We start from the raw sequence: 20,890 nt of genomic DNA on the forward strand, positions 1-20,890 counted from the left end.
ATGGATACGCTGACCCGCATGCGCGCCTTCATCGACGTGGTCGAGGCCGAAGGATTTTCGGCGGCGGCGCGCAAGATCGGCCGCTCGAAGGCGCTATTGTCGAAATATGTGCGCGAATTGGAGGACGAGCTCGGCGCGCTGCTGCTCAACCGCACCACCAGGCAGTTTTCCCTGACCGAGGCCGGCCACACCTATTATCGGCGCGCCTCGGAGATCGTGCGCGAGGTCGACAGCCTTGCCGATGCGGTGCGCGAATCCTCCGGCGACGTGCGCGGCAGGATCAAGCTGTCGGCGCCGCGTACTTTCGCCGACGCGCCGATCGGCCAGTCGCTGATCGATTTCGCCAAGCAGCATCCCGACATCGTGCTCGACATCCATCTCGACGACCGTTTCGTCGATCTGGTCGAGGAGGGCTTCGATCTGGCGGTGCGCATTTCGCGGCTGGAAAATTCCTCGCTGATCGCCAGGCGCCTGGCGCCATTTTCGGTACGGCTTTGCGCGTCTCCCGAACTGATCGCCAGGCACGGCATGCCGGTCAGGGCGCAAGACCTTGCCCGCGTGCCCTGCATCATCGACACCAATGGCCGCTGGCTGACCAATTGGCCGTTCAAGGGCGACGGTGCCGATACTGTGAGCGTTTCGGTCTCTGGCCCGATCGAGGTCAACAGCCCGATGGCGGCGAGGGCGGCCGCCGTGGCTGGATTGGGATTTTCCATCCTGCCGGATTTTATCGCCGCGCCCGACATCGAAAGCGGCAAGCTGGTGACTGCGCTGGATGACCGCATACTGCCCGGCGGCGGCATCTTCGCCGTCTATCCGCACCGGCGCTATCTGCCTGCAAAAGTTCGTGTCTTTGTCGATTTCCTGGTGCAGTGGTTCAAGGCGCTGGACAACGCATGAGCTTTCAGCCGCCTTGCGGTCCCATTTTCGCCCCCTTTCTGGTAACTGTCGGCAATTCACCGAAGCCGATTGAATCGCGACCGAGAATGCACCTGAAACAGCAAGCCATCATGCTGGCCTCGGCCTTGACCGCGACGTTTGCCGCCGTCGGGCCGGCTGAGGTGCATCCCCACGTCTTCGCCGAAGCCCGCCTCGAAGTGGTCCTCGGCCCGGATCACCAAACCGTGAAGTCATTGCGCCATCTCTGGCGCTTCGACGATCTGTTTTCGAGCACGGTGATGATGGAGTTCGACAAGAATTCCGACCTGAAACTCGATGACAAGGAGTTGAAGGATGTTGCCGACACCGTCCATGCCTCGCTTGCCGAGTTCAACTACTTCCAGCTCGTCACCGTCGACGGCAAGGACGTGGCGATGAACCCACCGCCGCATTTGATGGCCAATTTCGACAATGACCAGCTCATCATCCTGTTCGAATCCGAACCGAAGACGCCGATCAAGCTCAGCGGTAAGATAGATATCGGCGTCTACGACCCGACCTTCTACACCGCGATCGATTTCACCGAGGATGCCAATCTGCAGGTCGATGGGTTGCCGCCGACCTGCACCAGCAAGGTTGTCCGCCCGAACCCGGACGAGGCGATCGCCCAGAACCAGAAGACCCTGACCGAGGCCTTCTTCAACGATCCGACAGGCACCGACATGAGCAAGATCTTTGCCACCAAGCTTGAACTGACCTGTCAGCCGGAAGGATAGATCCAGTGACCAAACCGTCCCTGCGTTTGGCATTCGGTCTTCTGGCCGTCGCCTTTGTGATGACGCACTTTCTCGGCTCCGCCCACGCCCAGAGTTCACTCGGCATCGGCACCAATGACGGCATGGCTCCAACCGCCACCGGCCCGTTCGCCCACATCCTGATGTGGATCAATCTGCGCCAGCAGGAATTCTATCATGCGCTTGCCGGCGCGATGAAGGCGATGCGCCAGGACGGTAGCAAGTTGTGGCTGCTCATCGGCCTGTCCTTTGCCTATGGCATTTTCCACGCCGCCGGCCCCGGTCACGGCAAGGCGGTGATCTCTTCCTACATGGTGGCCAATGAAGTGGCGCTCCGGCGCGGCATCATGCTGTCCTTCGTCTCGGCCCTGCTGCAGGCGCTGACCGCGATCGTGGTGATGCTGGTCGCCTATTTCTTGCTGCGCGGCACTGCTGTCTCGATGACAGACGCCGCATGGTTCCTCGAAATCATGAGCTATGTCTTCGTCACTCTGTTCGGCGCCTGGCTGCTTTGGCGCAAGGCCGGCCCGGCCATCCTTCGCCTGTTCGGCGCAAATCCCGGCTACAGCCTCTCGGCCGCCCATGCCGGCCATTCACATGCCGGCCATGCGCATTCCGCGCATGCCCATGCGGCACATTCCCACGCGCTTCATGCACATGACGATCACGACCATGCGCATGACCATCATGACCACGGCGCACACGACCACGCCCATGCTGCGCACGATCACCACAGCCATGCGGCGGGCGAGGTCTGCGAGACCTGCGGACACTCGCATGCCCCCGACCCGGCGCTGCTTTCCGGTGATCGCTTCGATTGGCGCACGGCCTGGTCGGCGGTGGCTGCCGTCGGTATCCGCCCCTGTTCCGGCGCGCTGATCGTGCTGAGCTTCGCCTTGCTGAACGGGCTGTGGTTCGGCGGCATCCTTTCGGTGCTGGCCATGGCGCTCGGCACCGCAATCACCGTCTCGGCCCTGGCGACGCTTGCGGTGACCGCGAAGAACTGGGCGGTGTATTTCGCCGGCGACGGCCGCATGGGCAACCGCATCCATTCCTTCGTCGAGATCGGCGGCGCCGCCTTCGTCTTCCTGTTCGGCCTGCTGCTGCTCTCGGCCAGCCTGACGACCGGCGGGTGACGTCCAGGCGCGACTCTCCCTTCTCCCCTTGTGGGAGAAGGTGTCGCCGAAGGCGACGGACGAGGGGTGTTCCAGCTTGGCGCCAACAGCGCTCTGTCCAGCACCCCTCAACCGTCTTGGCGCTGCGCGCCAATCCACCTTCTCCCACAAGGGGAGAAGGAAGACGGCGCCACGTTAAATCCTGCCGCCCAGCTCATCCTCAATATGGACGCGTATAATCTCATCAAAACTCGTCTCCGCCGCAAAGCCAAGCTCCCTCGAGCGCCGCGCCTCGAAGCGCGTCGGCCAGCCCTTGACGATCGCCCAGATCGTCTCGTCGGGCTCCTCGCGGATCAGTTTCACCGCCTTGGCGCCGGCGACACGTTCCAGCGCTTCGATCTGTTCGCCGACGGTGACGGCGACGCCCGGCATCGTCAGGTTGCGGCGCGGGCCGACGGCACTGCCGTCGATCTGAGCCGCATGGATCAGGAAATTCACCGCCGAACGCGGGCTGGCGTGTGTGTGGACGACCGAGCGCGGCACCGGCAGGATCGCTTCATGGCCGCTCAGCGGCTCGCGGATGATACCGGAGAAGAACCCTGAGGCCGCCTTGTTCGGCTTTCCCGGCCTGACGCAGATGGTCGGCAGCCTAATGCCGATGCCGTCGAAGAAACCGCGGCGCGTATAGTCGGCAAGCAGCGCCTCGCCGATCAGCTTCTGCGTGCCGTAGGAGGTCAGCGGCGTCGGGTGGAACTCGTCCGGAATGATGTCGGGAAACGGTGCGCCGAACACGGCGATCGACGAGGTGAAGACGACGCGCGGCGTATAGGCCGCCAAGCGGATGGCATCGAACAGCGCCCTTGTGCCGTCGAGATTGACGCGATAGCCGAGATCGAAATTGGCCTCCGCCTCGCCCGACACCACGCCGGCGAGATGGAAGATCACGTCGGGGCGCGGCGCGACCAGATTTGCCGTCGCGCCCGGCGCTGCAAGGTCGCCGGTGTGGACGCTAATGCCGACGCTGTCGAGGACCGGCGCCTGCGGCGGCACGATGTCGTGAAGGTCGAGCGCGGCGATCTTGCGGCCGCCGAGCGTCCCGTCCTTGGCCAACCTGGCGATGAGCTTGTGGCCGACCATGCCTGCCGCGCCGGTAATCAGAATGCGCATGTCACTTTCCCTTTTTGCGCTGGCTGCGGCTACGCAGCCAGAACACGACGAAGATTGCCACCATGAAGATCGCCGCGACGACGCCGGCAAGCACCGTCGAGACCTTGCCGACCGCCAGCATCACTGTTGGAAGATAATAGGCTGCGATGCCGAACAGCAGCAAAACCCAGGCGGCGCCGATCGCCGCATTGCGGGTGTCGCGGTCCATCACGCGGCGCCAGGGTGGCGAGAGTTCATGTCAATCGTTGCCAATGCCCAGAACTCCCGAAGTCAGTGATAATGGCCGCGGTGCGGTGCCGTATCATGCGCATGATCGTGCTCGTCATCATGCTCATGGCTGTCGGCACATCGGCCGAATTCCGGTTCGACCGTGGCATGGGCTATGCCATGTTCCGCCGCAAGCCGCTTCTTGATCGCGCTGACCGCCATATGCGCGTCGACGCCGTCATTGAGGCAGGCATGCAACGTCGCCATGTTGCTGGAACCGTCGATCGACCAGACATGCATGTGATGCACCTCGCGCACGCCCTTGATCGAGCCTTCGATGTCCCTGGCGATCAGGTCGCGGTCGAGGCTTGCCGGCACGCCTTCGAGCAGGACGTGGGCGGCCTCGCGCATCAGCGACCAGGCCGTGGACAGGATCAGCAGCGCGACAAGCACCGACAGGATCGGATCGATGGGCGTCCAGCCCGTCGCCAGGATCACCAGCGCCGCCACGATCGCCGCGGCCGAGCCTAGCAGGTCGCCGAGCACGTGCAGGATGGCGCCGCGCATGTTCAGGCTGCCGCGGTCGCCGCCATGCAGCACGTAGAACGAGCCGAGATTGACCAGCAGGCCGGCGATCGCGACGACCAGCATCGGCCCGCCGAGCACCGGAGCCGGCGCTTGCAAGCGGCCCCAAGCCTCGTAGACGATCCACAGCGCGATGGCGAAGATGGCGATGCCGTTGGTGTAGGCGACCAGCGTCTTGACCCGGCCGAAGCCGTAGGTGAGGCGCACGGTCGCCGGCCGGCTCGCAAGGTGAAAGGCATACCAGGCAAGGCCGAGCGCGACGCAATCGGCAAGCATGTGGCCGGCATCCGCCAGCAGCGCCAGCGATCCCGTCAAGAGACCGCCAAGCGCTTCGACGACCATGAAGCCGGCGGTCAGGCAGGCAGCGATCAGCACGCGCTTCTTGTCGGTCGAGCCGTGCACATGACCTGCGCGATGGCTGTGGTCGTGGACCTGCGAAGCGTGGTCGTGGGTATGCGCCATCTATAGCCCCTGCTAGAGCCTGATCCATCCCGGCAGACTCGGGATGGAGGCTCTATCTTTCTATTTGACCATGATCTTACCCGAAAAACCGGATACCACTTTTCGGGAGCATGGTCAGGCGCCGAACTCGGCGCGGAAATCCTCGAGCCGCCGCTTCTGCTGGCCATCGCTGTCGAAATTAGCCGGATCGAGCCACGCCTCATAGGCTCTGCGCAGATCAGGCCATTCCCTGTCGATGATCGAATACCACGCGGTATCGCGGTTTTCGCCCTTGACCACAAGATGCTGACGGAAAATGCCCTCGAACTTGAAGCCGAAACGTTCCGCCGCGCGCTTCGACGGCTCGTTGCGATTGTTGCATTTCCATTCGTAGCGGCGATAGCCAAGCTCGTCGAAGACATACTTCATGAACAGGAACTGCGCTTCCGTCGCGGCCGGCTTACGCGAGATCAGCGGGCCCCAATAGATGTTGCCGATCTCAATGACGCCGTAGGTGGCGTCGATGCGCATCAGCGTCTGGCGCCCGGCGACCTTGCCGCTGGCCTTGTCGATGACCGTGAAGAACAGCGGGTCTTCGCTGGCTTCCGCCTTGTCCAGCCATGGCTGGAAGGCGGCGCGGCTCTCCGGCGGGTAGTCTGGCAGCCAGGCAAAGCGGCCGTCGACATCGGCCACCGACGAGGCCTCAAACAGGCCGTCGCCGTGCTTTTCGGCGTTGAGCGGCTCCAGCCTGACAGTTCGCCCCTCCAGCACCTTGCGTTCGGGCCGCGGGCGCGGTTGCCAATTCTTGAGATTTTCCGACACCGAAAACTCCAATCCGTTTGACTTTTGCGGGCGGACGCTCACAAAAACGCACGCTCGCTGAAAGAACCACACGGACAGGAAAAATGCTCCACACGATTTCGGCCTTCGACCGCCTCGGCGAGGAAAATGCGTTCGCAGTGCTGGCGCGTGCCACGGCACTTGCCCACCAGGGCCGCGACATTGTCAATCTCGGCATCGGCCAGCCCGACTTCAAGACGCCGCAGCACATCGTCGAGGCCGCGATCAAGGCGCTGCGCGACGGCCATCACGGCTATACGCCGGCCAACGGCCTGCTGGCGACGCGCGAAGCGGTGGTCCGCCGCACGCTGGCCACTACCGGCGTCGAAGTCTCGCCCGAAGCGGTGATGATCCTGCCCGGCGGCAAGCCGACCATGTTCGCGGCCATCCTGATGTTCGGCGAGCCGGGCGCCGAAATTCTCTATCCCGATCCCGGCTTTCCGATCTACCGCTCGATGATCGAGTTCACCGGTGCTGCCCCCATCCCGGTGCCGATGCGCGAGGAGAACGGCTTTGCCTTTTCGGCTGCGGAGACCTTGGCGCTGATCACGCCGAAGACCAGGCTGCTGATTCTCAACTCGCCGGCCAATCCGACCGGCGGCGTCACGCCGCGCGCCGAGATTGAGAAGCTGGTCAAGGGGCTGGAAGCGCACCCGGACGTCGCCATCCTCTCCGACGAGATCTACGACGTGATGACCTATGACGGCGAGACGCACTGCTCGCTGCTCGCCTTCCCCGAAATCCGCGACCGGCTGATCGTGCTCAACGGCTGGTCGAAGACCTGGGCGATGACCGGCTGGCGCATGGGCTGGTCGATCTGGCCGAATGGCGACAAGGGCGCGCATCTCTACGACAAGGTGCGCAAGCTGGCGGTCAATTGCTGGTCCTGCGTCAACGCGCCGAGCCAGTATGCCGGCATTGCCGCCATCGACGGCCCGCAGGACGATGTCGACAAGATGATGCGCGCCTTCGACCGCCGCAGGAAGGTCGTGGTCGAGGGGTTGAATGCCTTGCCCGGCGTTTCCTGCATTACGCCGAAAGGCGCCTTCTATGCCTTCCCCAATGTTTCCAAGACCGGCTGGAAGGCCAAGAAGCTCGCCTCGGCGCTGCTCGAGGATGCCGGCGTGGCGCTGATCGGCGGCCCCGATTTCGGCATTCTCGGCGAAGGCTATGTCAGGCTGTCCTACGCCAATTCCGAGGAGAACATCCTGCGCGCGCTGGAGCGGATCGAGGCGTTCCTGGCGAAGTGAGGACGGCGAAAGGAGAAGCCAGATGTTCTATGCCATTCTTGCCTATCACGAGGAAGAAGCGATTACGGCACTGACGCCTGAGCAGGATGCGGCGCTGATGACCGATCTTCTCCAGATCAACGATCGGCTCTACCAGCAAGGCACCCTTGGGCCGGCGGCCCGGCTCGGCGCGACACAAGACGCCTGCACCTTGCGCGGGCCAGGCACCGGAATGGTTATCGACGGCCCCTTCGCCGAGACCAAGGAACAATTGCTGGGGCTCTATGTCGTCGACTGCGCCAACCGTGACGCCGCCATCGACATTGCGCGCGACCTTCGCCGCGTCAATCCGACCGCCGTCTACGAAATCCGCCCGATTTCGCTATATTTACCCGGCGTGCCGCTTCCGGTCACCCGGCCCTGATTTAGACCGGGTTGAGACTAATTTAGCCTCGCCCGACAAATGGCATCTTCGTCGCCATCACGGTCATGAACAGGACGTTCGCGTCGAGCGGCAGGCTGGCCACATGGAGGACGGCATCGGCGACGCGCTCGACATCCATCACCGCTTCGGCGGCAATGGTGCCGTTGGCTTGCGGCACGCCGACCGTCATCGCTTGCGCCATGTCGGTCAGCGCGTTGCCGATGTCGATCTGGCCGCAAGCAATGTCGTAGGGCCTGCCGTCCAGCGCCAGCGTCTTGGTCAGCCCGGTGATGGCGTGCTTGGTCGCCGTATAGGGCACCGAGCCCGGCCGTGGCGCATAGGCCGATACCGAGCCGTTGTTGATGATGCGGCCGCCCATCGGCTGCTGCCTGCGCATGGCGCCGAACGCGGCGCGAGCACACAGGAACGAGCCGGTGAGATTGACCCCGACGATGTCGTTCCACACGTCGACCGGGATGTCGTCGATCAACGTCGATTTGTAGCTCGTGCCGGCATTGTTGAAGAGCAGGTCGACGCGCCCGAAAGCCGCAGCCACCGTCTCGAACAGATCGTCGACCTGATCGGCCTTGCTGATGTCGCAGGCGAAGGCCAATGCCTTGGCCTGCGTCGGCCCGGCCGCGGCGATCGCATCCTCCAGCACCGGCTTGCGCCGGCCGCAGAAGACCGTATTCCAGCCGGCCTTGAGCAGCGCCGTGGCGACGCTTTTGCCGATGCCCGTGCCGGCGCCGGTGACGATGGCGGTTTTATAGTCGGTCATGGCTGTACTCCCTGAAAGGGATGAGCCATCGCAAATGACGGGAACCATGGCAAGCCGGCCCAAAGCCTGTGCTCACAAAAAGGGCGGCCGTTGGCGACCGCCCCTGATCCGAACCGGGCATGGGAGGAGGAAAGCCGATCCGACTGCCTGAAATCATGCGCTCACCGGATTAACGAGAAGCTAACGCCAACGGCGCCGAGCTCCGAGGCTTCCTCTTCGAGCTACCAGCGCGAGCCTGCGACCGGTTTGGCCGTGCTGCCCGCTGCCGGCACCTTCGCCGCCGTCACCGTCGCCTCGACATGGTCGACCAGCGCATCCGGCAAGCCGAGACGGCCGGCAAGCAGGTCGAGATAGCCGCGTTCGGCCCGCGTGTCCGGATCGATGGCAAGACGCGAGGCGGTGTAGAGTTCCAGCTTTTGCGCATCGGTCTTGGCCCCGGCGATCAGCACATCCAGATCGAGCGGCGCCTCCAGTTCCGACATCAGGAATTTCTCCGCTTCGGCGCCGACGCCCGCTAGGCTGAGCTTGCCGGCGATCTTCTGCCGCTCTTCGTCATCGACGTGACCGTCGGCCTTCGCCGCCGAGATCATCGCCCTGACCAGCGTCAGCGTGAATTCGTCTTCGCCCTGCGGCGCTTGCGACGGATGGAAGGCGGTATCGGCCGGCGGCGGCAGCAATTCCGGTTCGCCTGCAGCTTGCGTCTCGGCCGGCACGTTGCCGTTCTTGTAGTTCTGGTAGGCCTTGTAGGCGAGGCCGCCGATCGCAGCCAACCCACCAAGCTTCACCGCCGCACCGGTGACCTGGCGGCCTGGGCCGGTTCCGAGCAGCACCGCGGCCAGCGCACCGGCGGCAAGCGGATTGTCCTTGGCCATCTGCACCGCCTGCCCGGCCTTGTCGCGGACGGTCGATCCGGTGCCGGGAATTTGCGAGCCGAGCAGATCGTCGAGGAGCTTCTTGGGATCGAACATCTATGCCTCCAGAATTGGCCCGGCCGAAGGTGCGCGGGCAGGTTTGCACGTCGAAGACCTAGGTCCCGCAGTTTGACATTACAATGACGCGGTGCATCGTTTTGCCCGCTGCCACGCATGACCTCGAATGGAGGTCTGCTGGGATTTCACGCGGAAATTAAAGTGCTGCAGCCTCCTTCCGCGCCAAAAAACGCGTGTCGAAACCAGCTTCGACTTCGAGTAATGTCGCGGCACGTCGCTTGGGAGGAGCCTGGCATGACCAATGAGACAGCCCGCCAGCCGGCACGCGATCCCCAGGAGCTGGAGCGCCTGCTGATTTCACGGCAATGGGTCGGAGACATTGACGGCATGGCAGCGCTTTTCGAGCAGCATGCCGTCATCGACAGCGGTAGCGGACAACTGACGTTCGGCCGCGAAGCCATCCGGGGGCTGTTCGCGGAGATCACCGCAACCGGCCGAAAATTTCAGTCCGGAGATCAGCGCCCGGCTGTCGTCAATGGCGACCTGGCGCTCACCTCGACCCGGCTTCCCGATGGCACCATCACCACCGAGGTCGCGCGCCGGCAGAACGACGGGACATGGCTGTGGGTCATCGATCGCTTCTCTGTTGCTTGACGTGAAGTTGCTTAACGTGAAGCTAACTTCCGATATGGCGATCGCCGCGCGCTTGCGCCAGCTCGACCTGGTGCTGGCGCTCGGCGTAGCGGGCGCGATCTTCGTTCGAGCGGGCATCGAAGCAATGCGGGCATGAGATGCCGGCAGCATATTTCGGCGACAGCCGGTCTTCTGCAGCCAGCGGATGCCGGCAGGCGCGGCAGAGTTCGGCCTCGCCTTCGAGCAGCCCGTGCGATACCGAAACGCGCTCGTCGAAGACGAAGCATTCGCCTTGCCACAGGCTCTGTTCGCCGGGCACGTCCTCGAGATATTTCAGAATGCCGCCCTTGAGGTGGAACACATCCTCGAAGCCGAGCGACTTCACATAGGCGGTCGCCTTCTCGCAGCGTATGCCGCCGGTGCAGAACATGGCGACCTTGCGCCCCTCGAGCTCGTGCCGATGCTGCTCGACCCAGGCCGGGAATTCGCGGAAGCTGGTGGTGGCGGGATCGACAGCACCTTTGAACGTTCCGAGCGACACCTCGTAGGCGTTGCGCGTGTCGATGACGATGGTGCCCGTATCCGAGATCAGTGCATTCCAGTCGGCCGGCGCAACATAGGTGCCTGCACCTGCCGCCGGATCGATATTGTCCACGCCCATGGTGACGATCTCGCGCTTCAACCGCACCTTCATGCGGTGGAACGGCATCGTTGCGGCGCTGCTGTATTTGATCTCGAGACCGGCGAGACCGTCGATGGATTCGAGATGATCGATGAGCGCCGCGATTGCCGGTTCACTGCCGGCGACCGTGCCGTTGATGCCCTCACGCGCCAACAGCAGCGTGCCTTTGACGCCGCGCGCGCAGCAGAAGGCGGCGAGCGGCGCGCGCAGCGCCTCGAAGGTGTCGAGCCGGGCGAAGCGGTAAAGCGCGGCAACGCGGAAGGCTTGGCTGGGAAGTGTCATCACCAAGCCACTAGACGCTCACGACAGCCTGATCAAGGCAGAGCCGGGAGCGGTCTGATCGCGGAAGGTTTCGAACACCACGCGTGACATCGCGACACGCCGCGTTTCGTGGACAGAAAAACCGCCTTCTGCTAACCGGTCGACTTGATCAACAGAGGAGAGACGACGAATGCCCAGCACGACCGAAAAGCTCCTGTCGCTCCTCAACGGCCAGCCGGTCATACCGGTGCTGAAGATCGCCAATCCCGCCGACGCGGTGCCGCTGGCCCGGGCGCTGGCCAGCGGTGGCCTGCCGGTGATAGAGATCACGCTGCGCACCGCCGACGCGCTGGAGGCGATCCGCCGGGTGGCGGGCGAGGTCGAAGACGCCGTCGTCGGCGCCGGCACCATCCTGGACGCCCGCCAGTTCGGCGAGGCGGCGGCCGCCGGTTCGAAGTTCATCGTCAGCCCCGGCATCACCCGCGAGCTTCTCGCGGCAGCCAAGGACAGCGACGTGCCGTTGCTGCCCGGTGCCATCACGCCGGGAGAGGTCATGGCCGCCCGCGAAGCCGGCCTGCGCTTTCTGAAATTCTTCCCGGCCGAACAGTCGGGCGGCACTGCCTCGCTCAAGGCTTTCGCCTCGCCGCTTGCCGACGTGAAATTCTGCCCGACCGGCGGTATCACCGGCAAGAACGCCGCCGACTACCTCAGCCTGCCCAACGTCATCTGCGTCGGCGGTTCCTGGGTGGCGCCGGACGATCTGGTCAAGGCCGGCAAATGGGACGAGATCGAAGCCTTGGCACGCGCGGCAAGCAAGCTCGGGCGCTAGCATCTTCTGCATCAAAAGCCGCGGCCGATCTGGCCGATCTGGTTCGCCGGCTGGTTCCCGCTCATGGGCTCGAACCACGATTCACGCCTTCAAAGGGCGCTGTCCTACCATTAGACGAAGCGGGAGAATGCCGACCGCTGGTTAGCATCCCTGGATGAAGGAAGCCAGTGCCGGCGGTGGAGGTAGCCGCGCGAGGTGCCCAGCGCGGCCTACTCGGTCTTGAAGCGGGCCACCGACATGAACTTGACGGCTTTGCCGGTGAACCGGTTTGCGTCGGCCATCTCGTTGCCCGGCTGGAAGCCTATCGTATAGACCTCGCTCGGTGCCGTACGGACGAAGTCGTAGGCGTAGCGCGGCGCCGTTGTCGCATCTGAAACAGTTGCGACATACTCACCGCTGTGCAGCGCCCACCGGGCGGACTGCGGCGCGGCGGCGACCACCACCGGCTTGGGGCCGGGCTTCAGGTCGCGGGCGGTGGCCCTGGGTTCCTTGCGTGTGGTCTTCACGCCTGCACCGATGACGGCGGCCGGATCGGAGCCTGCCGGGCGGGCAACGATGGCCTCGCGCGGCGATGCCCCGTCGCTCGATGCCCCGTCGTCGCTCGCCGGTTCCTCGAACACCGATGCTTGCTCGGAAAGCGACGCGACCTTGTATTCGTCGGTCGCGCTGACCCGTTCCAGAACGGCCTTGACCTCGTCGGGCTGGGAACTGTCGGGCCGCGCCGACGGCAATACCGAGAATGCGTCGGTGGCGGTGTTGCTCCGCTCGGCCGCACTCGCCAGCGCCAGCAACACTTGCTTGTCCTGCGGCGCAAGACCCACCGACGAAAGATCGGCCGGCAGCGAATGATTGGGCCGCCAGCTCGGCACGGGAATGTTGTTTGCCGCGACCTGCACCGGGCCGGCCGCAGCAGACGGGTCTGCTATGCCGAACGGAACATTTGCCGGCGCCACGCTTGCCGGCGCTTGCGCGGTCGCCACCGCCTGTTCAGTCGATCCAGCCGCATCCGCCACGCCGAACGGAACGTTTTCAGGCGGCTGGGCGCCGACGTCGGTCTTCGGACGCGGAGCAAAATCCGGCAGCGGAATGCTGCGGGCAGGCAATGCCGCGATGATCGTCTCCGGCGTGTCGTTCTCCGGTTCAGGCGCAGGCGCCGGAGCATCGGCGACTTCCGGAATCTGAGCGCGCTTGGCATCCTGAGGCGCCACGATGGCAATGCCAGGCAGGTTGCTGCTCTTGGCGGACGGCGCCGGCTTCACGTTACGGGGCTTTGGCGCCGGCTCGGCCATCGCCACATCGGCGCTGTCGTCCGCCTCGTCGTCGCCACCGCCGAAGAGGGCTGCCAGGAACCCACGGGATTTTTTGGCACCGCCGCTTGCGCTGGCGAGTTCGATGGCCGGTGCGCCGGCGCCCTTGCGGGCTTTGTAGGAGGCGAGCGCCTGTTGATAGCCAGGCAGCGGCTTGCCGTCGCTCGGCACATGCAGCGTCTTGCCGTTGGGGAACACGCGCGCCAGTTCCTGGCGGCTGATGCCGGGCCAGTGGCGTACATTGCCGACATCCATATGCACGAACGGCGAGCCGGAACTGGGATAGTAGCCGACGCCGCCGCCCTGCATCCTGAGGCCGACGTCGCGCAGCTTCTTCAGCGGCACGCCGGGAATATAGAAATCCATCGCCCTGCCGAGCATGTGCTGGCTTTTTTCGGCGACGCCCCTGCTGCGGCTGCGCAGCATCGAATTCGTGGCCGGCGAACGATAGCCGCAGACGACCTGGATGTAGTCGGTCGCGCCGCTCTCCCGATAGGCCTCCCAGACCAGGTCCAGCAGGCGCGGATCCATCTTGGTCGGCTCGTTGCGACGCCAGTCGCGCAGGATGATGTTGATCTTTCGCAAGCCCGCCTGGTCGTAGCGCCCGTTGCGCTTGTAGACGATCTCCGCCTTTTCATGCGTGTGGAGATGATAGAGCTTCAGCGAACGTGTCTCGGCGCTGGCGCCGGTTGCCGCTGCTGCAAGGAACCCGACGGCAACAATCACCGCTGCCAGCCATCTCGGCCAGACGCTCATGTGATAATGCCGCCCGTTTTTGTGTCGTTCGATTCTGTTCAAATCAAAAGGCCTTGCAGGCTGCCGTTTTGTCCCCGGATTTGACCAAACGGATGCGTGGTGTGTGCATCCGAATATCGATCCTAATGGTTAATCATCGCTTATTGAAGCCGAAATGCGGTAACACGGTGGCGATATCCCGCCAAAAATATTGCGCAGGATATCTTGGTAAACCGCTGGTTTAGATCATGTTTTGGCGCCAGCTCGAAACACGATCTGTTACCGTCCGCCTTAATACGTGAACACTGTGGCGAACACCTCGTTTCGAGGCGCAGTTGCGTGGAATGATGTCCGGATGAGAACCGGCTTGGCCCTGTGACTCAGGAAGCGAGCCGTTCGACGCGGCCGGTTTCCGGGTCGATGCCGTATTCCTTGAGCTTGCGGTAGAGCGTCGACCGGCCGATGCCGAGGCGGCGGGCGACTTCGCTCATCTGGCCGTTATAGTGATCGATGGCGAGCTTGATCATTTCGAGTTCGACGTCGGCCAGCGCACGCACATTGCCGCGCTCGTCGAGCGCCCGCAGCGTGCCGAAACGAGGCTTGGCTGGTGCATCGGCGTCGGCGGCTGCGATGCCGCCAGCGGCCGATATGTTGTCGCGCGGCTGGCTGCCCGAAGCCACTCCGGAAGCTGGCCACCCTGGAGTTGGCCCCCCTGAAGCTGGCCACCCTGGAGCTGGCAAGGCGATACCCGAATCGAGATTGACCGTGCCCTCGACTTGCGCCCGGATCTGCGGGAATTCTTCTTCGGTCAGCATGTCGCCGTCGGCGAGCACCGAAGCCCGGAAGACGGCGTTTTCGAGCTGCCTTATGTTGCCCGGCCAGTCATAGGCCTGCAGCATGGCAAGCGCCGCAGCCGAGATGCCTCGCAGGCGGTGGCGCGGATCGGCGGGCGCCACCTTCTCCATGAAGTGCTCAACCAGATACGGGATGTCGTCGCGACGGTCGCGCAATGGCGGCACGAAGATCGGATAGACGTTCAGCCGATAGAACAGGTCCTCGCGGAACTTGCCGTCCTTGACCTGCTGCAGCAGGTTGCGATGGGTTGCCGAGATCAGCCTGATGTCGACCCTGACGGTCGAGCGCCCGCCAACCGGATCGACCTCGCCGTCCTGTACGGCGCGCAACAGCTTGACCTGCACGTCGAGCGGCAGGTCGCCGATTTCGTCAAGGAACAGCGTGCCGGTGTGCGCTTCGACGAACTTGCCGGTATGTTTTTCGGTGGCGCCGGTGAACGAGCCCTTCTCGTGCCCGAACAGGATCGATTCGACCAGATTGTCGGGGATGGCGCCGCAATTGACGGTGACGAAGGGTTTCGAGCGGCGGTCGCCGCTGCCCTGGATGGCGCGCGCCACCAGTTCCTTGCCGACGCCGGATTCACCTTCGATCAGGATCGGAATGTTGGACGCCGCCGCCTTGCGGCCGAGCCGGATCACCCGATCCATCGCCGGACTGTGGGTGATCATGTCCTTGAACGTCAGATGGCCGCCGCGCTGCCGTGACGAGCGCTTCACTTCGCCTTCGAGCGCTTCGACCTTGAGGGCGTTGCCGATCGACGCCTGCAGCCTATCGGGGGAGGCCGGCTTGACGACGAAGTCGAAGGCGCCGTGACGCATTGCCGAAACGACGGTTTCGATGCCGCCCTGCGCGGTCTGCACGATGACGGGAATGTGGATGCCACGCTCGCGCATCGCCTTCAGCACGCCGATGCCGTCGAGCCCGGGCATCATAAGGTCGAGGATGACCACCGACACGTCGCGCGCATTGGGTCCGTCGACAAACTCGAGACCCGCCTCGCCGCCATCGGCGACGATCGCGGTGTGGCCGAATTTCGTCACCGCCGCCTCGAGAAGCCTGCGCTGCACGGGATCGTCATCGACTATGAGTATGGAAGCTGCCATGACTGATCCGACCGTGCCCGCCCGAGAATGCGCCCTATGGATCATCTTGGCACAGGGTTCTAAATAAGCTTTCAAAAAACCCGGTGAATGAATTCCTTAGGATTTGACCGGCTTCTCGTTTCCTCGAATTTTTGTGTCTGGAAGGATCGGCAATGCGCATGGTTTTTGCTCGAAAGCTGGCGGCGGCGCCCGGTCAGGGCGTGGCGGAGCTTGGCGACCTGCCGGAATGGAATCTGGCCGATCTCTATTCGGGCATGGAAGCGCCCGAGTTGAAGCGCGACATCGCCAAGGCCGCCGTCGATGCCATCGCCTTCGAGAGCCGTTGGAAAGGCACGCTCGCCGCCGAGGCCGGGCGTGGCAGCGCCGGCAGGCTTGGCGAGACGCTTCAGGCCTATGAAGCGCTGGAGGAGCTGATCGGCCGCATCGTCTCCTATGCCGGGCTTGTCTATGCCGGCAACACGTCGGATCCGCAGCGCGCCAAGCTCTATGGCGACATCCAGGAAAAGATGACCGATGCCAGCGCGCACCTGCTGTTTTTCGCGCTCGAGCTGAACCTCATCGACGATGGCGCGATCGAAAACGCACTCGCGGCCGATCCGGCCTTCGCCCATTACCGGCCCTGGGTGCTCGATCTGCGCAAGGACAAGCCCTATCAGCTCGAAGACCGCATCGAGCAGCTCTTCCATGAAAAATCGATCACCGGGCGCGGGGCCTGGAACCGCCTGTTCGACGAGACGATGACCGATTTGCGCTTCGACGTCGACGGCGAGGAGCTGACGCTGGAGCCGGCACTCAATCGCCTGCAGGACGCAGACAGCGAGGTGCGCCGCCGGGCGTCCGAGGCGCTGGCCACGACCTTCCGCAAGAATTTGCGCGTCTTTACGCTGGTCACCAACACGCTGGCCAAGGACAAGGAGATTTCTGACCGCTGGCGCGGCTTCGAGGACATTGCCGATTCCCGCCACCTCGCCAACCGCGTCGAACGCAGCGTGGTGGATGCACTCGCCGCCGCGGTTCGCGACGCCTATCCACGCCTGTCGCATCGCTATTACGCGATGAAGGCGCGCTGGCTCGGCATGGAGGTGATGAACCACTGGGACCGCAATGCGCCATTGCCCGAGACCCCGCAGGCAGTCATCGGCTGGGACGAGGCCAAGAACACCGTGCTTTCCGCCTACCAGCGCTTTTCGCCCGACATGGCGGAGATCGCCAGAACTTTCTTCGACCGCAACTGGATCGATGCACCGGTGAGACCCGGCAAGTCGCCTGGCGCCTTCGCGCATCCGACCGTGCCTTCGGCGCATCCCTATGTGCTGCTCAACTACATGGGCAAGCCGCGCGACGTGATGACGCTGGCGCACGAGCTCGGCCACGGCGTGCACCAGGTGCTGGCCGGCGGCCAGGGCGCCCTGATGGCATCGACGCCGCTGACGCTGGCCGAAACCGCATCGGTGTTCGGCGAAATGCTGACCTTCCGCTCGCTGCTCGAGCAGACCACCGACAAGCGCGAACGCAAGGCCATGCTCGCCCAGAAGGTCGAGGACATGATCAACACGGTCGTGCGCCAGATCGCCTTCTACGAGTTCGAGCGCAAAGTGCATGCCGAGCGCAGGAGCGGCGAACTGACCTCCGACAAGCTCGGCCAGTTCTGGTTGGAAGTGCAGGCGGAAAGCCTCGGGCCGGCGATCAAGCTGCGCGAAGGGTACGAGATTTTCTGGACCTATATCCCGCATTTCATCCACTCGCCTTTCTACGTCTATGCCTATGCATTCGGCGATTGCCTGGTGAACTCGCTCTACGCGGTCTACCAGAACGCCGAGCGCGGCTTTCAGGAGAAATATTTTGCCATGCTGCGCGCTGGCGGCACCAAGCATCATTCCGAGCTTCTGGCACCGTTCGGCCTCGACGCGGCCGACCCTGCCTTCTGGCAGATCGGGCTTGGCGTGATCAGCGGACTGATCGACGAGCTGGAAGCACTGGACAATTGATGCGCAACACTGGGTGATGCGCAACACCGGATGACCGGGTTTTCCAGAACAGTTTAGCTGCAATGCATATTGGCGATGGTTCTATTCTTGTCTTGGATATTTGTTCTTAAATAACTTTCCATGGAAGTTTTCCGTTAGATTCCCGTAAGCTGTATGATAGCGTCCGCCCTCAAGCTCAGCCGGGCACGAATGGATCCGGTCGGAAAATCCCGACCGGTCATGGCGTGTCGGCGGATGCGACAACGGTTGTTGGCCAGGGGCAAACCGGTCGCCGACAGCTCGATCGAAGCCGGCTGTTCTGCAAATTGCGGAACCACCATCGAATGGTCCTTCGCCGAGGTCATGGCTCCACAGGCCAGGGCGGACGGATCGGACTGGAGAGAGAAAGACAATGGGCACTTTTTTCTACATGCTCCTGGCGTTCCTGGTAGGTGTGTTGGTTGGCTGGTTCATTTGGGGACGCCTGCGTGGCGAACTCGACAGTTTGCGCGGCGATCTAGACCGCACGCGCAGCGAACGCGACAGATTGCGGGCCGATAGCGACCGTCTGACCGGTGAGTTGGATGCATGCGGCCGCGCCCGCGCCGATCTCGAACGCCGGCTGGGCGAGGCGAAAACCACCCAGGCGCCAACCGCGAAGGCGGCAACAGCCAAGGCGCCAGCCGCCAAGACCGGCGCGACCAAAGCCGCGATGCAGGCGCCGTCAACGCTGATGTCGACATCCGCACCGGCTAAACCGGCGCCGAAGAAAGCTGCAACGGCGAAGGCCGCGACCGCGCCACGCGCAAGTGCCGCGAAAACGGCAACGCCGAAACCGCCTGCATCGAAAGCGAGCGCCGCGCCGACGACCGCGCCAGCGGCAAGCAAGGCTGCGCCGGCGGCAAAGAAAGCCGCGACCGGCAAGGCAACAGCCACCGCGGCAGGCAAAGCCAACGATCTGCGTCGCCTGATCGGCATCGGCCCCACCAACGAGCGGCTGCTCAAAGGGCTTGGGGTCACGACCTATGCCCAGATCGCCGCCTGGACGCCCGACGATGTCAAGCGGATCGAGGCGACGTTGAATTTCGACGGCCGTATCGAACGTGAACGCTGGATCGAGCAGGCGAAACTGCTTGCCGCCGGCGACGAAAAGGAATTTGCGCGCCGCTTCCCGACCGCGGGAGAAGCCAGCAACACCTGATCCATCGCAGGCGGCATCTGGAACAAGGCGGCGCCCTCTGGCGCCGCATTTGTTTTTGCCGCCGCGCCTTTGCGTCTTGAGACGCCGCTCCCTCGATTGCACACGGTCGAGCCCCCATATAGATCGATCGCTGGTGACCGCAGCATCCGAGCCTTATGTCCCTGCCCCTGCCCTTTGCAATTTTCAGGAACGACGAGACCGCGCGGCAGCTCGTTTTCGACCGGCCGGCCGAGATAATCGCAGCGCATGGCGAGGCGGACTTTTTGCCTGCCCTGGAAGCCGCGCAGGTAGCACATGACGGCGGCAAATGGCTGGCCGGTTATTTCTCCTACGAGGCCGGTTACCTGCTCGAACCCAAGCTCGTTCCGCTGCTGCCGGCCGGCCGCCGCGCCCCGCTTTTCTGCCTCGGCGTGTTCGACGCGCCAGTCGAGGAGACGATCGCGCCAGGCGATCTGCCGGCTAGCAACGGCCCAATCTTCGACGCCAAGGCAGCCTGGTCTTCGGACGACTACGCCAAACGCTTTGCCAGGCTGCATGACCATATTCGCAAGGGCGACTGCTACCAGGGCAATCTGACCTTTCCGGTCCGCGCGCAATGGTCGGGCGATCCGCTGGCCGCCTTCAACGCGCTGACCGAACGCCAGCCGGTGAAGTATGGGGCGCTGGTCGCGCTCGGCGATCCGATCGTCTTGTCGCGTTCGCCCGAACTGTTCTTCGAGGTGGACGCGGAAGGCATGATCGAGACGCATCCAATGAAAGGCACCGCGCCGCGCGGCGCCACCAAGGCCGAGGACGATCGCCTGAAAGCGTTCTTGCGCAACGACGAGAAGAACCAGGCCGAGAACCGGATGATCGTCGATCTCCTGCGCAACGACATCTCACTGATCAGCGAGGTTGGCACGCTCGATGTGCCGGAGCTTTTTCGCATCGAGAGCTATCCGACGGTCCACCAGATGGTGAGCCGCGTGCGGGCAAAACTTTTGCCCGGCCTCGCCATCCGCCAGATTTTCGCCGCGCTGTTCCCCTGCGGTTCGATTACCGGCGCGCCGAAGATCCGCGCCATGGAGATCCTGCGCGAGCTGGAAGGTGGCCCGCGTGACGTCTATTGCGGCGCCATAGGCTGGATCGCGCCCGGCGGCCGGATGCGCTTTTCGGTGGCGATACGCACCATCTCGCTCTTTGCCAATGGCGAGGCGGTCTACAATGTCGGCGGTGGCGTCGTCTTCGATTCGACAGCCGAAGAGGAGTACCAGGAGTGTCTGCTGAAAGCCCGTTTCGCGACGGGAACACTGCCGATTTCGAACTGATCGAAACAATGCGCTGGGAACCCGGCTCGGGTTTCGTCCGTTTCGACCGCCATCTCGCGCGGCTTTACGGTTCGGCAAGCGAACTCGGCTTCGCCTGCGACCCGCAAAGGGTCGGCGAAGCGCTGATGAATGCGGTCGGCCGCCAGCACATCGCATTGCGCACTCGCCTCGTCCTGTCGCGCAAGGGCGAAGTGGCGGTGTCGGTGCAGCCCTACGAGCCGCTCGCCGCAGACAAGGTCTGGACCCTGCAGCTGGCGCGCGTGCGGCTTGATTCGAGCGACATGCTGCTGCGCCACAAGACCAGCGGCCGACAAACCTATACGCGCGCCCGCGCCGAATATCTCGCCAGCCGCGCCAACGAGGTGCTGCTCGCCAATGAGCGCGGCGAAATCTGCGAGGGCACGATCACCAACGTCTTTGCCGATTTCGGCGACGGCGTGCTGGCCACGCCGCGGCTCGATTGCGGCCTGCTGCCTGGCGTCCTGCGCGGCGAACTGCTGGATCAAGGCCGCGCCGGTGAAGCGGTCTACACGTGGAACGAACTGCAATCGGCCAAGGCGCTGTTCGTCGGCAACTCGCTGCGCGGATTGATCCCGGCGCGGCTGGGCTGAAGCATCTGGAG

The 20,890-nt window shown here is 63.9% G+C and carries 20 protein-coding genes and 1 tRNA gene; 11 read left to right on the plus strand and 10 right to left on the minus strand.

All coding sequences use genetic code 11. From position 1 onward, the window contains the following. The 3 genes from NKJ73_RS01675 (at position 1) to NKJ73_RS01685 (ending at position 2,809) form a co-directional block, all read left to right on the plus strand. Positions 1-900, plus strand: coding sequence for a LysR family transcriptional regulator (locus NKJ73_RS01675; protein ID WP_352568114.1), 900 nt, complete (start codon positions 1-3; stop codon positions 898-900). Between the two features lie 86 nt (positions 901-986). Further along, positions 987-1,655, plus strand: a complete 669-nt coding sequence (locus NKJ73_RS01680) for a DUF1007 family protein (RefSeq protein ID WP_352568115.1) — start codon at positions 987-989, stop codon at positions 1,653-1,655. Then, positions 1,652-2,809 (plus strand): nickel/cobalt transporter, encoded by a 1,158-nt coding sequence (locus tag NKJ73_RS01685; RefSeq protein ID WP_352568314.1) that lies wholly within the window; start codon positions 1,652-1,654, stop codon positions 2,807-2,809. The genes NKJ73_RS01680 and NKJ73_RS01685 overlap by 4 nt, the downstream gene beginning before the upstream one ends. Positions 2,810-2,983: 174 nt before the next feature. On the opposite strand, the gene denD is transcribed toward NKJ73_RS01685, so the two are convergent. The 4 genes from denD to NKJ73_RS01705 all read right to left on the minus strand — a co-directional run bounded on the left by denD (position 2,984) and on the right by NKJ73_RS01705 (position 6,010). Next, the gene (denD, locus tag NKJ73_RS01690; protein WP_352568116.1) at positions 2,984-3,955 is read right to left on the minus strand and encodes a D-erythronate dehydrogenase; all 972 of its coding nucleotides are present in this window, start codon (positions 3,953-3,955) and stop codon (positions 2,984-2,986) included. Position 3,956: 1 nt separating this feature from the next. Continuing rightward, the gene (locus tag NKJ73_RS01695; protein ID WP_352448198.1) at positions 3,957-4,163 is read right to left on the minus strand and encodes a hypothetical protein; all 207 of its coding nucleotides are present in this window, start codon (positions 4,161-4,163) and stop codon (positions 3,957-3,959) included. A gap of 62 nt (positions 4,164-4,225) precedes the next feature. Further along, a complete protein-coding gene (locus tag NKJ73_RS01700; protein ID WP_352568118.1) occupies positions 4,226-5,209 on the minus strand; it encodes a cation diffusion facilitator family transporter in 984 nt (327 codons plus the stop codon). Positions 5,210-5,323: 114 nt separating this feature from the next. Further along, a complete protein-coding gene (locus NKJ73_RS01705) occupies positions 5,324-6,010 on the minus strand; it encodes a GNAT family N-acetyltransferase (RefSeq protein ID WP_352568119.1) in 687 nt (228 codons plus the stop codon). Positions 6,011-6,093: 83 nt separating this feature from the next. On the opposite strand from NKJ73_RS01705, the gene NKJ73_RS01710 reads away from it, so the two are divergent. Continuing rightward, complete coding sequence (locus NKJ73_RS01710) at positions 6,094-7,278, plus strand: pyridoxal phosphate-dependent aminotransferase (protein ID WP_352568120.1); 1,185 nt, start codon at positions 6,094-6,096, stop codon at positions 7,276-7,278. Between the two features lie 22 nt (positions 7,279-7,300). Beyond that, on the plus strand, positions 7,301-7,681 hold the full coding sequence (locus NKJ73_RS01715) for a YciI family protein (RefSeq protein ID WP_352568121.1): 381 nt from the start codon (positions 7,301-7,303) through the stop codon (positions 7,679-7,681). A gap of 22 nt (positions 7,682-7,703) precedes the next feature. On the opposite strand, the gene NKJ73_RS01720 is transcribed toward NKJ73_RS01715, so the two are convergent. Beyond that, entirely contained in the window at positions 7,704-8,459 is a 756-nt protein-coding gene (locus NKJ73_RS01720; protein ID WP_352568122.1) for an SDR family oxidoreductase, read from the minus strand. A 221-nt stretch (positions 8,460-8,680) separates the two neighbouring features. Next, on the minus strand, positions 8,681-9,427 hold the full coding sequence (locus NKJ73_RS01725; protein ID WP_352568123.1) for a tellurite resistance TerB family protein: 747 nt from the start codon (positions 9,425-9,427) through the stop codon (positions 8,681-8,683). 255 nt (positions 9,428-9,682) lie between these two features. On the opposite strand from NKJ73_RS01725, the gene NKJ73_RS01730 reads away from it, so the two are divergent. Further along, the gene (locus NKJ73_RS01730; RefSeq protein WP_352568124.1) at positions 9,683-10,042 is read left to right on the plus strand and encodes a YybH family protein; all 360 of its coding nucleotides are present in this window, start codon (positions 9,683-9,685) and stop codon (positions 10,040-10,042) included. 22 nt (positions 10,043-10,064) lie between these two features. On the opposite strand, the gene trhO is transcribed toward NKJ73_RS01730, so the two are convergent. Beyond that, a complete protein-coding gene (gene trhO / locus NKJ73_RS01735; protein ID WP_502894478.1) occupies positions 10,065-10,985 on the minus strand; it encodes an oxygen-dependent tRNA uridine(34) hydroxylase TrhO in 921 nt (306 codons plus the stop codon). 169 nt (positions 10,986-11,154) lie between these two features. Here trhO and NKJ73_RS01740 point away from each other — a divergent pair, with 169 nt between their 5' ends. Then, positions 11,155-11,793 carry a 2-dehydro-3-deoxy-phosphogluconate aldolase gene (locus NKJ73_RS01740; RefSeq protein ID WP_352568126.1) on the plus strand — a complete coding sequence of 213 codons (639 nt, stop codon included), beginning with the start codon at positions 11,155-11,157 and terminating at the stop codon, positions 11,791-11,793. A gap of 51 nt (positions 11,794-11,844) precedes the next feature. Here NKJ73_RS01740 and NKJ73_RS01745 read toward each other — a convergent pair. The 3 genes from NKJ73_RS01745 to NKJ73_RS01755 all read right to left on the minus strand — a co-directional run bounded on the left by NKJ73_RS01745 (position 11,845) and on the right by NKJ73_RS01755 (position 15,793). Then, positions 11,845-11,918, minus strand: a tRNA-Gln gene (locus NKJ73_RS01745). A gap of 84 nt (positions 11,919-12,002) precedes the next feature. Continuing rightward, positions 12,003-13,856, minus strand: coding sequence for a peptidoglycan L,D-endopeptidase MepK (gene mepK, locus NKJ73_RS01750; RefSeq protein WP_352568127.1), 1,854 nt, complete (start codon positions 13,854-13,856; stop codon positions 12,003-12,005). 359 nt (positions 13,857-14,215) lie between these two features. Next, the gene (locus NKJ73_RS01755; protein ID WP_352568129.1) at positions 14,216-15,793 is read right to left on the minus strand and encodes a sigma-54-dependent transcriptional regulator; all 1,578 of its coding nucleotides are present in this window, start codon (positions 15,791-15,793) and stop codon (positions 14,216-14,218) included. 152 nt (positions 15,794-15,945) lie between these two features. On the opposite strand from NKJ73_RS01755, the gene NKJ73_RS01760 reads away from it, so the two are divergent. The 4 genes from NKJ73_RS01760 (at position 15,946) to NKJ73_RS01775 (ending at position 20,879) form a co-directional block, all read left to right on the plus strand. After that, on the plus strand, positions 15,946-17,781 hold the full coding sequence (locus tag NKJ73_RS01760; RefSeq protein ID WP_352454076.1) for a M3 family oligoendopeptidase: 1,836 nt from the start codon (positions 15,946-15,948) through the stop codon (positions 17,779-17,781). A gap of 391 nt (positions 17,782-18,172) precedes the next feature. Then, entirely contained in the window at positions 18,173-18,961 is a 789-nt protein-coding gene (locus NKJ73_RS01765) for a helix-hairpin-helix domain-containing protein (RefSeq protein ID WP_352568130.1), read from the plus strand. A 155-nt stretch (positions 18,962-19,116) separates the two neighbouring features. Further along, positions 19,117-20,268 carry an aminodeoxychorismate synthase component I gene (locus NKJ73_RS01770; RefSeq protein ID WP_352454074.1) on the plus strand — a complete coding sequence of 384 codons (1,152 nt, stop codon included), beginning with the start codon at positions 19,117-19,119 and terminating at the stop codon, positions 20,266-20,268. After that, on the plus strand, positions 20,217-20,879 hold the full coding sequence (locus NKJ73_RS01775; protein ID WP_352568132.1) for an aminotransferase class IV family protein: 663 nt from the start codon (positions 20,217-20,219) through the stop codon (positions 20,877-20,879). Before NKJ73_RS01770 ends, NKJ73_RS01775 begins: the two co-directional genes overlap by 52 nt. Positions 20,880-20,890: the final 11 nt, after the last annotated feature.

Source organism: Mesorhizobium sp. M0074 (assembly GCF_040322975.1).
Taxonomy (GTDB): domain Bacteria; phylum Pseudomonadota; class Alphaproteobacteria; order Rhizobiales; family Rhizobiaceae; genus Mesorhizobium.

What these genes read in the sequence shown, in the direction of transcription:
- NKJ73_RS01675 (WP_352568114.1), top strand. Translation starts at nt 1, where the DNA reads ATGGATACGCTGACCCGCATGCGCGCCTTCATCGACGTGGTCGAGGCC.
- NKJ73_RS01680 (WP_352568115.1), top strand. Translation starts at nt 987, where the DNA reads ATGCACCTGAAACAGCAAGCCATCATGCTGGCCTCGGCCTTGACCGCG.
- denD (WP_352568116.1), bottom strand. Translation starts at nt 3,955, where the DNA reads ATGCGCATTCTGATTACCGGCGCGGCAGGCATGGTCGGCCACAAGCTC.
- NKJ73_RS01695 (WP_352448198.1), bottom strand. Translation starts at nt 4,163, where the DNA reads ATGGACCGCGACACCCGCAATGCGGCGATCGGCGCCGCCTGGGTTTTG.
- NKJ73_RS01700 (WP_352568118.1), bottom strand. Translation starts at nt 5,209, where the DNA reads ATGGCGCATACCCACGACCACGCTTCGCAGGTCCACGACCACAGCCAT.
- NKJ73_RS01710 (WP_352568120.1), top strand. Translation starts at nt 6,094, where the DNA reads ATGCTCCACACGATTTCGGCCTTCGACCGCCTCGGCGAGGAAAATGCG.
- NKJ73_RS01715 (WP_352568121.1), top strand. Translation starts at nt 7,301, where the DNA reads ATGTTCTATGCCATTCTTGCCTATCACGAGGAAGAAGCGATTACGGCA.
- NKJ73_RS01720 (WP_352568122.1), bottom strand. Translation starts at nt 8,459, where the DNA reads ATGACCGACTATAAAACCGCCATCGTCACCGGCGCCGGCACGGGCATC.
- NKJ73_RS01725 (WP_352568123.1), bottom strand. Translation starts at nt 9,427, where the DNA reads ATGTTCGATCCCAAGAAGCTCCTCGACGATCTGCTCGGCTCGCAAATT.
- NKJ73_RS01730 (WP_352568124.1), top strand. Translation starts at nt 9,683, where the DNA reads ATGACCAATGAGACAGCCCGCCAGCCGGCACGCGATCCCCAGGAGCTG.
- trhO (WP_502894478.1), bottom strand. Translation starts at nt 10,985, where the DNA reads ATGACACTTCCCAGCCAAGCCTTCCGCGTTGCCGCGCTTTACCGCTTC.
- NKJ73_RS01740 (WP_352568126.1), top strand. Translation starts at nt 11,155, where the DNA reads ATGCCCAGCACGACCGAAAAGCTCCTGTCGCTCCTCAACGGCCAGCCG.
- mepK (WP_352568127.1), bottom strand. Translation starts at nt 13,856, where the DNA reads ATGAGCGTCTGGCCGAGATGGCTGGCAGCGGTGATTGTTGCCGTCGGG.
- NKJ73_RS01755 (WP_352568129.1), bottom strand. Translation starts at nt 15,793, where the DNA reads ATGGCAGCTTCCATACTCATAGTCGATGACGATCCCGTGCAGCGCAGG.
- NKJ73_RS01760 (WP_352454076.1), top strand. Translation starts at nt 15,946, where the DNA reads ATGCGCATGGTTTTTGCTCGAAAGCTGGCGGCGGCGCCCGGTCAGGGC.
- NKJ73_RS01765 (WP_352568130.1), top strand. Translation starts at nt 18,173, where the DNA reads ATGGGCACTTTTTTCTACATGCTCCTGGCGTTCCTGGTAGGTGTGTTG.
- NKJ73_RS01770 (WP_352454074.1), top strand. Translation starts at nt 19,117, where the DNA reads ATGTCCCTGCCCCTGCCCTTTGCAATTTTCAGGAACGACGAGACCGCG.